Origin of the sequence: Klebsiella sp. Q11 (assembly GCF_964241505.1) — a bacterium.
In the GTDB taxonomy this organism is placed as follows: domain Bacteria; phylum Pseudomonadota; class Gammaproteobacteria; order Enterobacterales; family Enterobacteriaceae; genus Klebsiella; species Klebsiella michiganensis.
Genome location: NZ_CAXSXW010000007.1, coordinates 93,491 through 107,008, shown reverse-complemented (window position 1 = coordinate 107,008; position 13,518 = coordinate 93,491). Strand labels below are relative to the sequence as shown.

17 protein-coding genes are annotated in these 13,518 nt (G+C 62.5%); all 17 read right to left on the bottom strand.

Translation table 11 applies throughout. The features are described 5' to 3' along the window. Window positions 1-69: 69 nt before the first annotated feature. The 17 genes from cobT to ACESQ2_RS13015 all read right to left on the bottom strand — a co-directional run bounded on the left by cobT (window position 70) and on the right by ACESQ2_RS13015 (window position 13,514). The gene (gene cobT, locus ACESQ2_RS13095) at window positions 70-1,125 is read right to left on the bottom strand and encodes a nicotinate-nucleotide--dimethylbenzimidazole phosphoribosyltransferase (RefSeq protein ID WP_004853701.1); all 1,056 of its coding nucleotides are present in this window, start codon (window positions 1,123-1,125) and stop codon (window positions 70-72) included. Between the two features lie 74 nt (window positions 1,126-1,199). Then, window positions 1,200-1,745, bottom strand: coding sequence for a bifunctional adenosylcobinamide kinase/adenosylcobinamide-phosphate guanylyltransferase (gene cobU / locus ACESQ2_RS13090; RefSeq protein ID WP_224384797.1), 546 nt, complete (start codon window positions 1,743-1,745; stop codon window positions 1,200-1,202). Beyond that, a complete protein-coding gene (locus ACESQ2_RS13085; RefSeq protein WP_046876766.1) occupies window positions 1,739-3,262 on the bottom strand; it encodes a cobyric acid synthase in 1,524 nt (507 codons plus the stop codon). Before ACESQ2_RS13085 ends, cobU begins: the two co-directional genes overlap by 7 nt. After that, window positions 3,259-4,074 carry an energy-coupling factor ABC transporter ATP-binding protein gene (locus ACESQ2_RS13080; protein ID WP_025107439.1) on the bottom strand — a complete coding sequence of 272 codons (816 nt, stop codon included), beginning with the start codon at window positions 4,072-4,074 and terminating at the stop codon, window positions 3,259-3,261. The genes ACESQ2_RS13085 and ACESQ2_RS13080 overlap by 4 nt, the downstream gene beginning before the upstream one ends. Window positions 4,075-4,082: 8 nt before the next feature. Further along, complete coding sequence (locus ACESQ2_RS13075; RefSeq protein ID WP_014226626.1) at window positions 4,083-4,760, bottom strand: energy-coupling factor ABC transporter transmembrane protein; 678 nt, start codon at window positions 4,758-4,760, stop codon at window positions 4,083-4,085. Next, window positions 4,747-5,028: an energy-coupling factor ABC transporter substrate-binding protein gene (locus ACESQ2_RS13070; protein WP_004133685.1), complete on the bottom strand. Its 282-nt coding sequence runs from the start codon at window positions 5,026-5,028 to the stop codon at window positions 4,747-4,749. The genes ACESQ2_RS13075 and ACESQ2_RS13070 overlap by 14 nt, the downstream gene beginning before the upstream one ends. A gap of 1 nt (window position 5,029) precedes the next feature. Then, window positions 5,030-5,767, bottom strand: a complete 738-nt coding sequence (gene cbiM, locus ACESQ2_RS13065; protein ID WP_046876765.1) for a cobalt ECF transporter S component CbiM — start codon at window positions 5,765-5,767, stop codon at window positions 5,030-5,032. Continuing rightward, a complete protein-coding gene (locus ACESQ2_RS13060; RefSeq protein ID WP_032751062.1) occupies window positions 5,764-6,477 on the bottom strand; it encodes a cobalt-factor II C(20)-methyltransferase in 714 nt (237 codons plus the stop codon). Before ACESQ2_RS13060 ends, cbiM begins: the two co-directional genes overlap by 4 nt. After that, window positions 6,474-7,268 carry a sirohydrochlorin cobaltochelatase gene (locus tag ACESQ2_RS13055; RefSeq protein ID WP_032751063.1) on the bottom strand — a complete coding sequence of 265 codons (795 nt, stop codon included), beginning with the start codon at window positions 7,266-7,268 and terminating at the stop codon, window positions 6,474-6,476. The genes ACESQ2_RS13060 and ACESQ2_RS13055 overlap by 4 nt, the downstream gene beginning before the upstream one ends. A 10-nt stretch (window positions 7,269-7,278) precedes the next feature. Then, window positions 7,279-8,064: a cobalt-precorrin-6A reductase gene (locus tag ACESQ2_RS13050; RefSeq protein WP_196546396.1), complete on the bottom strand. Its 786-nt coding sequence runs from the start codon at window positions 8,062-8,064 to the stop codon at window positions 7,279-7,281. Next, the gene (locus tag ACESQ2_RS13045; protein ID WP_004105101.1) at window positions 8,061-8,786 is read right to left on the bottom strand and encodes a precorrin-3B C(17)-methyltransferase; all 726 of its coding nucleotides are present in this window, start codon (window positions 8,784-8,786) and stop codon (window positions 8,061-8,063) included. The genes ACESQ2_RS13050 and ACESQ2_RS13045 overlap by 4 nt, the downstream gene beginning before the upstream one ends. Next, the gene (gene cbiG / locus ACESQ2_RS13040; protein WP_014226630.1) at window positions 8,786-9,841 is read right to left on the bottom strand and encodes a cobalt-precorrin 5A hydrolase; all 1,056 of its coding nucleotides are present in this window, start codon (window positions 9,839-9,841) and stop codon (window positions 8,786-8,788) included. Before cbiG ends, ACESQ2_RS13045 begins: the two co-directional genes overlap by 1 nt. Beyond that, window positions 9,822-10,595, bottom strand: a complete 774-nt coding sequence (locus tag ACESQ2_RS13035) for a cobalt-precorrin-4 methyltransferase (protein WP_014226631.1) — start codon at window positions 10,593-10,595, stop codon at window positions 9,822-9,824. The genes cbiG and ACESQ2_RS13035 overlap by 20 nt, the downstream gene beginning before the upstream one ends. Continuing rightward, window positions 10,588-11,157 carry a decarboxylating cobalt-precorrin-6B (C(15))-methyltransferase gene (locus ACESQ2_RS13030; protein ID WP_014839401.1) on the bottom strand — a complete coding sequence of 190 codons (570 nt, stop codon included), beginning with the start codon at window positions 11,155-11,157 and terminating at the stop codon, window positions 10,588-10,590. The genes ACESQ2_RS13035 and ACESQ2_RS13030 overlap by 8 nt, the downstream gene beginning before the upstream one ends. Next, window positions 11,147-11,752, bottom strand: a complete 606-nt coding sequence (locus tag ACESQ2_RS13025) for a cobalt-precorrin-7 (C(5))-methyltransferase (protein ID WP_025107434.1) — start codon at window positions 11,750-11,752, stop codon at window positions 11,147-11,149. Before ACESQ2_RS13025 ends, ACESQ2_RS13030 begins: the two co-directional genes overlap by 11 nt. Beyond that, window positions 11,746-12,885 (bottom strand): cobalt-precorrin-5B (C(1))-methyltransferase CbiD, encoded by a 1,140-nt coding sequence (gene cbiD / locus ACESQ2_RS13020; protein ID WP_224384798.1) that lies wholly within the window; start codon window positions 12,883-12,885, stop codon window positions 11,746-11,748. The genes ACESQ2_RS13025 and cbiD overlap by 7 nt, the downstream gene beginning before the upstream one ends. Then, complete coding sequence (locus tag ACESQ2_RS13015) at window positions 12,882-13,514, bottom strand: cobalt-precorrin-8 methylmutase (RefSeq protein WP_046876761.1); 633 nt, start codon at window positions 13,512-13,514, stop codon at window positions 12,882-12,884. Before ACESQ2_RS13015 ends, cbiD begins: the two co-directional genes overlap by 4 nt. Window positions 13,515-13,518: the final 4 nt, after the last annotated feature.

Here is a 13,518-nt window from a genome sequence, read left to right as displayed (position 1 = left end):
TGTTTCTGCGCTGCGCAAAATCTTATGCCTGATTCAGGGAACGGCGCAGCGCCGCTCCCCGGCCCTTTCTCAGCCCTTTGGCAACACAATATTGCTCGCCGCCAGCATGCCCATCTCGTGATACATCGCGCAGGCCGCTTCCACGATCGGCATCGCCAGCGCCGCGCCGCTGCCTTCGCCCAGACGCATCCCCATATTCAGGTAGGGCTCCAGTTCGAGATGCATCAGCGCCGTACGCGCGCCCTTCTCCGCCGAATAGTGGGACGGGATCAGATAGGGTTTCACTTCCGGCGCAATTCGGCACGCCGCCAGCGCCGCCGCGTAGGAGAGGAAGCCATCGAGCAGCACCGGCAGGCCGCAGGAGGCCGCGCCCAGCATCACGCCCGTCATCCCCAATAAATCAAAACCGCCCACTTTCGCCAGCACGTCGAGACCATCGTTCGGGTCAGGCCGGTTGACGGCGATAGCCCGGCGCACCACTTCCACTTTATTAGCGACCTTCGCCAACGGCAGATTAGCGCCAATCCCGACCACCTCCTGGGCATCGCTGCCGGTCAGAACGCTGACAATCGCCGCCGCCGGGGTGGTATTGGCCATTCCGAGCTCCCCGACGCCAAACAGCGTGACGCCATCCTGCGCCAGCCCTCGGGTATAGCGCATCACCTCCAGCAGCAGCTCTTCCGCCTGGCCGCGGCGCATTGCCGGACCGACGGCGATATTGCCGCAGCCGCGCGCCACGCGCATATTGATAACGCCCGGAATCAGTTCAGCATCGATCCCGACATCAATCACGTGCATTTTCGCGCCCGCCTGCGCCGCCAGCACGCAAACGCCGGTTTTCCCCAGCGTCATATTCGCCGCCTGGATGGCGGTCACCGCTTTCGGCGAGATGGCGACCCCTTCGTCCCACACGCCGTGGTCGGCGCACATCACCAGCAGCGCCTTCTTTTTCACCTGCGGCACGCCGTCAAGACCGGGCATGCCCGCCAGCTGTACGGCAAGATCTTCAAGGCGTCCAAGGCTTCCGGGCGGCTTCAGCAGGCCGTCGATATGAAGCCGGGCGCGCGCCATCGCGCTTTCATCAGGCGCCGGGATCGCGCCCAGTAGAGAGGTTAAGCTTTGCATAGAGGTTCTCGTCTTGTTGGCTGGCTCATGGCAGAGCCAGCAGGAAGAATAACGCCCGGTACGGCGCGTCTGGCCTATTTGATTTTTACGCCAATGCCCGACACCACCAGCCACACCTCGTCCGCCGCCGCAGCCAGGCGCTGGTTAACGCGTCCGGCGATATCGCGGAAATGGCGGGCCAGACGGTTTTCCGGCACAATCCCCATCCCCACCTCGTTGGTCACCAGCACCACGCGGGCCGGGCAGCGCTGGCAGGCGGCAATCAGTACCGCGATTTCGGCGTCGATCGCCTGCTCCATCGCCGCATAATCCCAGTCGTCCGGCGCGCTGTCGCCCCCCAGCGCAAACAGCAGGTTGGTTACCATGGTGGTGATGCATTCCAGCAAAATCGCCTCCTCCGGGGCGATATCCGCGGTGATCAGTTCATCAAGCTGCTGCCAGCGCTCGGCGGTGCGCCAGTGCGCGAGCCTGCCGTCGCGGTGGTGCTGGATCCTCGCAGCCATCTCGTCATCAAAGATCTGCGAGGTGGCGATATAGAGTACCTGCGGCGCATGGGCGATCAGCGCTTCGGCATGGCGGCTTTTACCGCTGCGCGCCCCGCCGGTCACTAAAGTCAGCATACGGGCTCCTGATGTTGGCGCATGATGGCGTAGATTTTTTCGATATCAATATGCTGACGCATCGCGTCCGCCAGCAGATCGAACTGGCGAGATTTATACTGCGCATACTCGAAATCGCTATCCAGCGCCGCCAGCCCTTTACGCTGGCGCAGGCCGTTAACCAGCGCGCGGGTAAATGCATCGCTATCGAACAGGCCGTGCAGATAGGTGCCAAACGCAAGGCCGTCATCGCTGACCGCGCCGTCCGCCACGCTCAGGCCGCCTTTATGTAATTGCATCAGAGAACGGCAGCCGTCGCGCAGCTCGGTTTCGCCCATATGAATTTCGTAGCCGCTTACCGCCAGCCCCGCCGTTGCCGCCAGCCACGCCGGCAGCGCCGGAGCCAGAGTCGCCGTTACCTGGGTGGTCGTTTTGCTGTGCGCAAAGTGGGTGACGGTATTGAGCAACCCCAGCCCCGGCTGGGTGCCAAGCCCCGACTCCACCTCATCGATGATGGTTTCGCCGAGCATCTGGTAGCCGCCGCAGATCCCCAGCACCGGTACGCCCTGACGCCGGGCCTGCAGTACCGCGTGCGCCATGCCGCTCTCGCGCAGCCAGCCCAAGTCGCCGAGCGTATTTTTACTGCCCGGCAGGATAATCATATCCACGCCCGCCAGCTCCTGGGGCTGGCGAACATAGCGAACGCGGACGTCCGGCTGCGCCGCCAGCGCGTTGAAATCGGTAAAATTAGAAATGTGCGGCACCTGAATCACGGCAATCTCAATATCGCGCCTGTCGGTACGCAGATATTTCCCTTTTTGCAGCGCGACGCCGTCCTCATCTTCAAGATCGACCTCCAGCCACGGCATGACGCCGAGCACCGGGACGCCGGTGAGCGCTTCTATCTGCTCGATCCCGGAATACAGCAGCGCCACGTCGCCGCGAAATTTATTGATAATCACCCCTTTGACCCGCGCGCGCTCGCGATCGTGCAGCAGCGCGAGCGTGCCGTAGATGGAGGCGAATACGCCGCCGCGATCGATATCCGCCACGAGGATCACCGGGCACTGGGCCATCTCGGCCATGCCCATATTGACGATGTCGCGATCGCGCAGGTTGATCTCCGCCGGACTGCCCGCCCCTTCCAGCACCAGTACATCATGTTCGGCGGCCAGGCTGTTATAAACCGCGAGGATCTGTTCCCGCAGGCGCGGCTTGTATTCGTGATAGCTCACCGCGTCCATATCGGTCGCCACTTTGCCCATCAGCACCACCTGCGCTTTACGGTCGCTGGTTGGCTTAAGCAGCACCGGGTTCATGCGCACATCCGGGGTAATGCCCGCCGCTTCGGCCTGGAAAATCTGCGCGCGGCCCATCTCTTTGCCATCCGGCGTGATACCGGAATTAAGCGCCATATTCTGCGATTTAAACGGCGCGGTGCGCTGCCCGTCCTGATAAAAGATGCGGCACAGCCCCGCGACCAGCACGCTTTTGCCGACGTCGGAAGCGGTGCCCTGTAACATAATTGCCAGCGTCATGACGCCTCCTTCATCGCGTTGCTTCGCATCCGCGTAAAAAATTCTTCTTCGGTTTTACACAGCGGCAGCCCGAGCTGCGCGTGCAGTTTCACCAGCCACGGCTGGGTTAGCCCGGCCTGGGCCATCAGTTCGCTGCGGGCAAACACCTCGCCGGGTTCGCCGTGCGCCAGCACTTCGCCGCGGCGTAACACGTAAACCGCATCGCTGATTTCATAGATCAGATCGATGTCGTGGCTGGAGATCGCCACGTGGTTGCCCCGATCGGCAATGCGCTTAATGATGTCGATCATCTGCGCGCGCCCCGAGGGATCGAGCCCCGCCGTCGGCTCGTCGAGCAGTAAATAGCGCGCCTGCAGCACCAGCGCGCCGGCTATCGCCACGCGCTTTTTCTGCCCGTGGCTCAGGCACTGAATCGGCTGGTGACGAAACCCCTGGGCATCGACGAGAGTCAGGGCATCGTCCACCCGGCGGGCAATTTCCTCTTCCGCAACCCCCAGGTTACGCAGGCTAAAGGCGATATCGCTGTCGATATCGGTATAGAAAATCTGCTGGTCCGGGTCCTGGAAAACGGTCGCCACCTGCTGACGCAGCGCCAGCAGGCCGCGCTTGCTGTAGTCCAGCGGTTTTCCCTGCCACAGCACCGCCCCGCTCTGCGGGCGCAGCAGACCGCTCAGGTTCATAAACAGCGTGGATTTTCCGCAGCCGTTCGCCCCCACCAGTCCGGTCACCGCGTGACGGGAAAAATCCAGCGTCAGCCCCTTCAGCACCGGCTCGTCCTGATAGCGAAACCAGAGATCGGTCGTGGCAAGCATACTTATCCTTAGAGGTGAAAGTCACCCTGATACAGTTTGATATCCAGCGTGGTGCTCATCTGCTGGTAGCGGATCATCACCCGGGTAAACAGCAGCCCTACCAGCATCGCCAGCGAACGATAGCCCTTCGGCACGCTACGGTAGCCAAAACGTAATGTTTGCGCACGATGAATCGCCAGCGCTTCGTCTAACAGAATAAAAATAAAGCGCCAGGTTAGCAGGATTTGCTCGGTCAGCAGCCGCGGCACCCGCCCGCGCTTGAGCAGCACAATAAGCTGCGGGAACGGCAGATTCAGCACCAGCCAGAAGGTGGACGCCAGCGCCGCCAGGCTGCGCCAGAAGGTCTGATTGGCGGTCGTCAGCCCCTCCGACGTGATGCCCAGCCAGACGCTGCCCAGCGGCAGGCTCAGCAGCAGATCCTGCGGATTGCGGCTGACGCTAAACAGAATGGTCAGCACGCCGATCAGCAGGAAGCCAAACGGCAGCGCCATCCAGCGGCACCAGCGCCACGGCGAGACCCGCAGCAGCCAGCAGGTTAAGGCGGCAATCAGCGCCATTTCGATACCCTGCCCCAGCGGAGGCAGGGTAAAGGCCAGCACCATCAGCAGCAGCCAGAACAGGAACTTGCGCTCCGGCGCGACGTGAAACCAGCGGCTCTGATAGCTGAGTCGGTCAAACCCGGTCATCACGGCGCTGTCTGCCTTTGCTGTAGCCCAGAATATAGAAAATCACCGCCGCGCCGAGGGAGCCCTGGAGCGTAAACAGCAGGCTCTCAATTTCTCCACTCGCCGGTTCGTACAGCGGCTGGAACCACGGCTCATAGTGCGGCGCGACCACCTGAATCTGGCTCTCCGCCTCGCCATCCGAACCGCCAAACTCGCCGCCGTGATCGACAAAGAACGGCAGGATCACCAGCGCCACCACCATGGCTAACAATATCAGCGTCTTTTTCATGTTAATGCCCCTGTGCGGTAATCAGCTGACGTTTGGTCAACTGGTCGTAGATCATGACGGTTAACAGTCCTTCAGCAATGGCGATCGGGATCTGGGTCAGGCAGAAGATCCCCATAAACTTGACGATCGATCCGGTCGCGCCGGCGGTCGGATCCGGGAAGGCCACGCCGAGCTGTACGGAGGTGACAAAGTAGGTCACCAGATCCGCCAGCATCGCGCAGAGAAACACCCCGACATCGCGGCGAAGGCCTGCGCGGCAGGCCATTTTCCACACCATATAGCCGACCACCGGCCCGATTACCGCCATCGACATCCCGTTCGCGCCGAGCGTCGTCAGCCCGCCGTGCGCCAGCAGCAGCGCCTGGAACAGCAGCACGATGGCGCCAAGGATCGCCACCACGCCAGGCCCGAAGAGAATCACCGCCAGGCCGACGCCGGTCGGGTGCGAACAGCTACCGGTCACGGAAGGAATTTTCAGCGCCGAGAGGACAAAAATAAACGCCCCGCACAGCGCCAGCAGCACCTTCTGGTTGTTATCTTCCTGCACGATGCGGCGCAGGCGCACCAGCCCGTACCACAGGCAGGGTAAAAACAGCAGCCACCATGCCAGGGCCCACATCGGCGGTAAAAATCCCTCCATAATGTGCATCGCGAAAGCCTTTTCGGGTACCACTATCAGCAATAGCGCCGCAGCTAACCCGCTGAAAGACAGCTGTTTTAGCTGTTGTTCAAGTTTCATTCTGCATACTCCCACTGTTTATTGACCAGAATGGTCGAGAAATAGGGCAGCGGCTGGTCGTCGCTGACGTCACGGAGATGGCGCCAGCACTGCTCGCCCGGCAGCGTGGCTTCGGACATCATCAGCGCGGCATCCAGCAGACCGTTTTTCGCCAGCAGCGCTTTGATGCGGGGAAACCGCCCGTACACTTTCATCAGCACCAGGCTTTCATGCTGGCGCAGCGCCTGCTCGATTTCCGTTTCCGGCGCGGTGCAGGAGATCACCGCCAGCGACTGCTGCTCCATGGCCAGCGGCGTTTTTGAACGCGCGGCAATGGCGGCGAAAGAGGTGACGCCGGGAACAATCTCCAGCCACTCCGGGCTGCCGATACGCTGGAGTAAGAACACCCAGGTGCTGAACAGCATGGCGTCACCGAGGGTAATAAACCCGACCTGCTTGCCCGCCTCCACTTCCTGCACCAGCGCCGCGGCGACCTCATCCCATACCGCCTCTTTTTCCGCGCTGTCGGCGCTCATCGGGAAATGGCAGCAGCGCACTTCGGTCCGTTCGCCGATATACTCCCGCACGATGGAGAGCGCGAGGCTGTCGCCGCCTTTACGTCCGGCGGGGGCGTAGAGAATGTCCAGCTTGCCCAGTACCCGCGCCGCGCGCACGGTGATCAGGTCGGCGGCGCCAGGGCCGGTACTCAGGGCATACAGTTTGCCGCTCATGCCGCCTCCTCCATTGCCAGGCTCAGCGCCTGCTGCAGGTGAGCGACGAACATTGCGCGCACCGCCGGATTCTCTCCCAGCCCGTTCAGCCACGGCGTCGCCGTGATACCGGCGGCGTTGAACAGCGTTTTCCAGGAGTCCTCTTCGTCCGAGGCCATATCGTTAATGGCGTGATCGCCGGCCACCAGCATCAGCGGCATCAGGTGCACGCCCTTCACCCCCTGCCGGCGCAGGCTGTCGATAAGAATATCGACTTCCGGATAGCTCTCGACCGCGCCGACCCGCGCCGGAAACCCCTTCGCCGTCATCATATGGTCCAGACAGGCGTAGGCGGCGAAAGCGTGATGGCTGGCGCCGTGGCCCATAAAGACCACCGTTTCATCGGCGGCAAGCGGCGGCATCTGCTGGCGCAGCGCCTGCATCAGCTGGACATAATCATTATGGCTGCTCAGCAGCGGCGCCCCCAGCGTCAGGCGGAGGAACAGCGGGCGCAGGCTTTGCACTTCACGGACGATCTTTTCATATTCATCGCCGTTGATAATGTGCAGCGACTGAATCGCCACATCCTGGTAGCCCTGCTCGGCCAGCTTCTGCAACGCCTGCAGCGGCGTATCAATCTCGATACCGTCGCGCTGCTTGAGCTTGCGGATAATCATCCCGGAGGTGAAGGCGCGAAAGGTGTCGCGGTCCGGGCAGCTGGCCGCCAGCTCGCGCTCGCAGGCGACGATATTCTTTTCACAGGTGTCGGGATAGCTGGTGCCAAAACTGACCACCAGAAGCGCTTTTTTCATTTCGGACTCCTTAAGCAGCGGCCAGCCAGCGCGCTAAGCGCCGGGCAAAGGCAGCCTGACTTTCCAGTAATTCTTCACCGGTCACCAGCGGTGCCGGGCGCGTAATCACGATGCAGGGGATACCGGCATCCAGACAGGGTTGTACTTTTTCCTGATAGCCGCCTTCGGCGCCGGAGGCCTTGGTGATCACCACATCGGCCCGGCACTGGCGGTAGAAAGCGGCGTTGAACTCGGCGCTGAACGGCCCGCACAGGGCGAAAATCTCGCCAACGCCGAACCCCAGCCCGGCGCACTGGGCGATGACATCGGCGACCGGCAACACCCGGGCCAGCAGCGTTTTTTCGCCTAATCCCGCCCGCCAGCGCGCCAGATCTTTGCTTCCGGTAGTGAGCAGCACGCGAGGACCGAAGCGCCGCGCGACCTCGCAGGCCTGTTCAATGCTCTCCACGGTATAGAGCAGCGGATGCGTCAGGCCGCTCAGCTGTTCAGGGCGCTGATAGCGGCTCAGCAGTACGCCGGCGGTTTCGCAGGCCCGGACGATATTGCGGCTCACCGCTTCGGCGTAGGGGTGGGAAGCATCGATCACCCAGCGGGTCCGGTTAGCCTTCAGCCAGGCGATCATCTCCTCCAGCTCGAGACGCCCGCAGCGCACCTGGCCGCGAATGTCTCCCGCCAGCTGCTGGCCGGTGGGCGTCGCCACCGACAGGGTGTATTTAACCTGCGCCGCGTCAAGCTGCTGGCACAGCGCCCGCGCGTCGCTGGTTCCGCCCATCACCAGCACCTCGCCGTGGCTCACAGCACGTAGCCTCGCGGGGTGATCATCAGGCCATCCTGGATATACGTCGCTTTGTTGCCAACGATCACCAGGCTGGTCATATCGACCGGTGCAAAATCCATCTCCCCCAGGGTGGTCAGCCATTTCTCCTGTTTTTTACGTCCGGCGGACTTCACGACCCCCACCGGAGTCTGCGCGCTTTTGCTGGCCGACAGCAGCTCAAAGGCGCGCGCCAGATGGCCCTCGCGGCCGCGGCTGCGCGGGTTGTAAAAACAGATCACGAAGTCGGCTTCCCCGGCGGCGACAATACGTTTTTCAATCACCGGCCAAGGTGTCAGCAGGTCGCTGAGGCTGATATGGCAGAAGTCGTGCATCAGCGGCGCGCCCAGCAGCGAAGCGGCGGCGATGCTGGCGGTCATCCCCGGGATCAGGCGGACTTCCACATCCAGCTTCTGCTTGCTGACCAGCTCAAGCACCAGTCCGGCCATGCCGTAAATACCGGCGTCGCCGCTGCTGATCAGCGCCACGTTATGCCCGGCCTGCGCCAGCTCAATCGCCGCCTGGCAGCGCTCAATCTCTTTGCACATCCCGGTTTTGATCACCTGCTTATCGCCGGTAAAGGCTTTCACCAGGTGCGTGTAGGTTTTATAGCCAACGACGATTTCCGCCGCCTGCAGCGCTTCAATGGCCTCCATGGTCATCATGGACTGCGAGCCAGGGCCGATTCCGATTACGCTTAACATCAGTGTGAAACTCCCAAAGTGATAGTGACGCCCTGTTCGCGCAGGGTTTCGCCCAACAGTTGCCCATGGCTCAGCAGCCAGGCCGCCGGGCCGGATACGCTCCCCACGCCGACGGTTTTTCTGACGAACGATGAGGCGGGAAAATGGTGCTCATGCTCGCGTAGCGCATCAGCGGGAAAGGTTTCGAACGGTACGCGACAGCAGGAGGCCAGCTGAATCAGCCCCTGCTCGTGCTTCTTCAGCGTGACGCTGCCGATGGCTTTCAGCGCCAGCGGATCCAGACGCTGCGCCTCAAGCTGGCGCGCCAGCAGCGCTGCTAACAGCGGGAATGGCGTATCGCGACGGCAGCCAATTCCGGCGACCACCCGCTGCGGCACCAGCTTCCAGTGCGGCACGGCGATGGCCGGCAGCTCGTTGCGCAGCGTGACGCAGACCAGCGCGTCCAGCTCGGGAAGCTGGTGCAGATCGGTCACGGTGATAAATCCCCGCCGGTCGCAGCGGCTGACGTCTTCATCCAGCTCGTCGTCCCACCACAGACCGACGCGCTGCTGGCTGACCAGCATCTGGTTGACGGTTTTCACCGCCGCGCGGAAGTCGCTCATCCGGGCATTAAGCTGGAATGCCAGGGTATCCAGCGCCGCCATCTCGTTGACGTCGGTGGCGGTGGTGATCACCGGGTCGGCGCCGAGCATCCCGGCCAGATAGCGGCTGAGGGCATTCGCGCCCCCCGCGTGGCCGGAAAGCAGGCTAATAACGTGCTGGCCGCGCTCGTCAATCACCACTACCGCCGGGTCGCTGAACTTGTCATTCACCAGCGGGGCCAGCACGCGTACCGCGATCCCGGTGGCGCCGATGAAAATCAGCGCCGAATAGCTGCTGAAGGCCTCGCGCGCGGCGCTGGCAAAACCGTTTTCAAAGGGGAGAAACCCCTCTTCCAGCAGCTTCTCGCTGGTAAAGCAGGTTAACGGCAGCATCGCCGCCAGCCGTTTCGCCAGCCGCACGCCGCCAGGGGTCAGGCAGAAAAGCGCGATTGATTCAGGCTTTACGGTATTCATGGCTAAAGTCCGCCGCGTAGAGTTTTGAGTAGTGATACTCAGAGCCCAGGAAATTCCCGACCAGAATGAGCGCCGTTTTGCGGATCCCCGCCTCGCGTACCTTGTCGCCAATATCCGCCAGGGTACCGCGTACGGTCTGGCTTTCCGGCCAGGTCGCTTTGTAGATCACCGCCACCGGCGTGGTTGCCGGGTAGCCGCCTTCCATCAGGCGCTCCGCCACCCGGTGAATGCGCTGTACGGAAAGGTAAATCGCCATCGAGGTCTGGTGGCTGGCAAACGACTCAAGCTGCTCGCGCTCCGGCACCGGCGTGCGCCCTTCGAGGCGGGTAATAATCAGGCTCTGGGAGACTTCCGGGACGGTGTATTCGACGCCCAGCTCCGCCGCGGCGCCCAGAAACGCGCTGACGCCCGGCACCACCTGCCAGTCGATGCCGCGTTTGGTCAGCTCTTCGCCCTGCTCGCGGACCGAGCCGTACAGCGACACGTCCCCGGTCTGTAAACGCACCACCGTTTTCCCGGCTTTAACGCCGGCTTCCATCAGGTCGAGAATTTGCGCTAGATGCAGTTCGGCGCTGTCGTGACACTCGGCGCCGGGCGGACAGTACTCCAGCAGCGCGGTGTTTATCAGCGACCCGGCGTAGATCACCACCTGGGCCTGCTGGAGCAAGCGGTAGCCTTTGAGGGTAATCAGCTCACGGTCGCCCGGCCCTGCTCCAACGAACCACACACAACGGGGGTCAAATGTCTCAGCCATGGTTTTCTTCCTTCTGACAGGCGATAACAAAAACGGGATTATTCGGTTTGAAATAGTGGCCGCTGCCCAGCGCGGTCAGCGATGAAACGTTCAGCTGCAGGCAATCAACCTGTTCGATTCCCTTCAGCCGCAGATAGTCGAGAGCGGCGTTCAGGTTCTCCTGGAGGATAAAGGTCATCACCAGGCGACCGCCGGGGTAGAGCTGCTGCCACGACCAGTCAATGAGCTCGTCGAGGCGGCCGCCGCTGCCGCCCATAAAAATGGCGTCGGCCCGCTCGGTGATCACCATCGGCGCTTCGCCGGGCAGGATCTCAATGTTGCCGCAGGCGAAATGCTGGCGGTTTTCGTCCAGTAGCTGCAGGGCCGCGGGATTGCGTTCGACCGCCGTTACCTGCAGCGAGGGGTACTGCAGCGCCGCCTCAATCGACACGCTGCCGGTACCGGCGCCGATATCAATCAGGTGGCTTGCCCGGTGTAGCTCAAGTTTGGCCAGCGCCAGCGCGCGAACCGCCTCTTTGGTCATCGGCACCTTCTCGCCGCGCAGAAAAAGCTCATCTTTCATCGAGGATCACCACCGCGTTCATCTCATATTCGCCGTCGACCTCACTGACCGGTAGCCAGCGGATCCGCTCGTTATCCATCGCCAGATTTTCGCCAATCACCATCCAGCGATACCCTTTACCCCGCGCCGCCAGCTGGGCGGCGATTTCCCGCGGCCCGCAGCGCCCGTCGGTCACCATCGCCACCTTGCGCTGGCGAGCCAGCTCATCAAAACAGACGTCCCGCCCGTGGCTGCTGGTCAGCCAGATATCGTTCATATCGATACCGGCCTTCGCGCAGAGATACTGCACCGCGCTGATGCCGGGGATAATGCGCACGCGCTCGATGCCAAAGTGGGCTATCAGCCGCGTACCGATGCCGTAAAACAGCGGGTCGCCGGAGGCCAGCACCACCACCTTCTGCGCTTCGCGTTCGCCGAGCCATACCAGCAGTTCGGCAATATTGGCGCCCAGCGCAAACCGTTCGCCGTCAAACTCAGGGAACTGCTGTAAATGGCGCTTGCCGCCCACCAGCGCGTCCGCGCTGGCGACCGCGTCCCGCGCCGCCGGCGTCATCAGATGCAGGCCTGACGGACCCATGCCGACCACCGTTAACATGACATCTCCCGCGCAATGTCGGCGATCGGCCGATTGCTGCCGAGGACCTTGTTATCAAAGGAGAACATGATGGCGTCGCAGACGGGCGGCGTTTTGGTAAAGCGCAGCATCTGCATCACCCGCAGGCAGATGCGTTCGGCAAGATGGCGATAGATATGCTGAAAACCGTACGCGTCGATGTGCTCCATCGCCGCTTCGGTGGTATCGCATTCGCTCACCAGCTGCAGCAGCGCCAGCGGCGCGCCCAGCAGCGCCAGATGCGCGACCAGGGTTTCCATCCGCGCATCGGCGATATGGCTGTGGGTGTGGAAGATCCCGGCGGCGACTTTAATCAGCTTGCCGGGATGGCCAATCAGCACGATCTGGCGGAACCCGAGGCGCACGGCCTCTTCAATCATGTAGCCGACGAAGTTGCTCATGGTGACCACCACCTGCGAGTCGATGCCCATCTGCTCGCGTACGAAGCGCTCGCCGTGGTTGCCCGGCACCAGCACCACCCGCTCCAGCCCCGCCGCGCGCTTAATTTCCAGCTCCAGCGACAGCGAACGCTTCCAGCTCTCCTCCGACATCGGCGTCACGATACCGGTGGTGCCGATAATCGAGATGCCGCCCAGGATCCCCAGCCGCGAGTTATAGGTTTTCTGCGCCCGCGCCTCGCCTTCCGGGGCGAAAATCTCTACCGTCGCCCCGCGCGACGGGCCAATCGCCTCGCGCACCGCCGACTCGATGGTGTGGCGCGGGGTGCGGTTAATCGCCGGGCTGCCGATGGGCAGGCCGATCCCTTTACGAGTGACCGTGCCGACGCCTTCGCCGCCGCGCAGGGTAATCTCGCCGGAATCGTCGAGCGTCACGCGGGCGAAAATCAGCATCCCGTGGGTGGCGTCAACGTCATCGCCGCCGTCTTTACGGATGGCGGCGATCGCCTGCTGCCCTTCAACGTGCGGCGACTCGACGTTAAGGCACAGGGTGACGCCGGAAGGGGTGACAATGGAGACCTGATGAATCAGATGCTGACGCATCACCATCAGCGCCGCGACCTTTGCTGCCGCGGTGGCGCAGGATCCGGTGGTATAGCCTTTGCGCAGCGCCTTGCCGTTGTGCCATACCGGGGCGTCAAAGGATTGCTCGCTCATCGCGCCCCCTGTAAGTGGTACAAAATGGCGTTGACGATGGCGGCGGCGACGTTGCTGCCGCCTTTACGACCCAGCGCGGCGATGCCCGGCAGGCCGCTCTGCGTCAGGGCCTCTTTCGACTCCGCCGCGCCGACGAAACCGACCGGCACGCCAATCACGCCGTTGGCCGCGACGTCATGCTCCAGCAGACGAAACAGCGCGGTGGGCGCATTGCCGAAAACAAACACCTTCTCGCCCTCTTCGGCGACCGCGATATCAACCGCCGCCATCGAGCGGGTCATCCCCTGCGCTTTGGCCTCCGCCACCACCCGCGGATCGCTGATATAGCAGCGGCACTCGCCGCCGAATTTCGCCAGCAGGGTTTTATTGATCCCGGACAGGGCCATGGTGGTATCGGTATAAAGCGTGCAGGGCTGGCTCAGGGCGGCGCTCAAGCGCGGAAGCACGTCGGGCGAAAACCACAGGATATCCAGCCAGTCAAAATCAGCGGTGGTGTGGATTACCCGCTTGATAATGGCTTCGTGCAGCGGGCTGGCAAAGCGGTAGTCCGGGCGGGTCTGCGCAATAATGTCGCCAATAATGTCGAAGCTTTTCGCCTCAATCGCCTGCGGTTGCTGGATATAGTGCATTCAT

Coding starts and splice junctions, on each gene's coding strand:
- ACESQ2_RS13025 (WP_025107434.1), bottom strand. CDS start 11,752: ATGTTAACGGTGGTCGGCATGGGTCCGTCAGGCCTGCATCTGATGACG.
- cbiM (WP_046876765.1), bottom strand. CDS start 5,767: ATGAAACTTGAACAACAGCTAAAACAGCTGTCTTTCAGCGGGTTAGCT.
- cbiD (WP_224384798.1), bottom strand. CDS start 12,885: ATGAGCGAGCAATCCTTTGACGCCCCGGTATGGCACAACGGCAAGGCG.
- ACESQ2_RS13030 (WP_014839401.1), bottom strand. CDS start 11,157: ATGAAAGATGAGCTTTTTCTGCGCGGCGAGAAGGTGCCGATGACCAAA.
- ACESQ2_RS13085 (WP_046876766.1), bottom strand. CDS start 3,262: ATGACGCTGGCAATTATGTTACAGGGCACCGCTTCCGACGTCGGCAAA.
- ACESQ2_RS13015 (WP_046876761.1), bottom strand. CDS start 13,514: ATGCACTATATCCAGCAACCGCAGGCGATTGAGGCGAAAAGCTTCGAC.
- ACESQ2_RS13045 (WP_004105101.1), bottom strand. CDS start 8,786: ATGTTAAGCGTAATCGGAATCGGCCCTGGCTCGCAGTCCATGATGACC.
- ACESQ2_RS13075 (WP_014226626.1), bottom strand. CDS start 4,760: ATGACCGGGTTTGACCGACTCAGCTATCAGAGCCGCTGGTTTCACGTC.
- ACESQ2_RS13080 (WP_025107439.1), bottom strand. CDS start 4,074: ATGCTTGCCACGACCGATCTCTGGTTTCGCTATCAGGACGAGCCGGTG.
- cobU (WP_224384797.1), bottom strand. CDS start 1,745: ATGCTGACTTTAGTGACCGGCGGGGCGCGCAGCGGTAAAAGCCGCCAT.
- ACESQ2_RS13070 (WP_004133685.1), bottom strand. CDS start 5,028: ATGAAAAAGACGCTGATATTGTTAGCCATGGTGGTGGCGCTGGTGATC.
- ACESQ2_RS13035 (WP_014226631.1), bottom strand. CDS start 10,595: ATGGCTGAGACATTTGACCCCCGTTGTGTGTGGTTCGTTGGAGCAGGG.
- cobT (WP_004853701.1), bottom strand. CDS start 1,125: ATGCAAAGCTTAACCTCTCTACTGGGCGCGATCCCGGCGCCTGATGAA.
- cbiG (WP_014226630.1), bottom strand. CDS start 9,841: ATGAATACCGTAAAGCCTGAATCAATCGCGCTTTTCTGCCTGACCCCT.
- ACESQ2_RS13055 (WP_032751063.1), bottom strand. CDS start 7,268: ATGAAAAAAGCGCTTCTGGTGGTCAGTTTTGGCACCAGCTATCCCGAC.
- ACESQ2_RS13060 (WP_032751062.1), bottom strand. CDS start 6,477: ATGAGCGGCAAACTGTATGCCCTGAGTACCGGCCCTGGCGCCGCCGAC.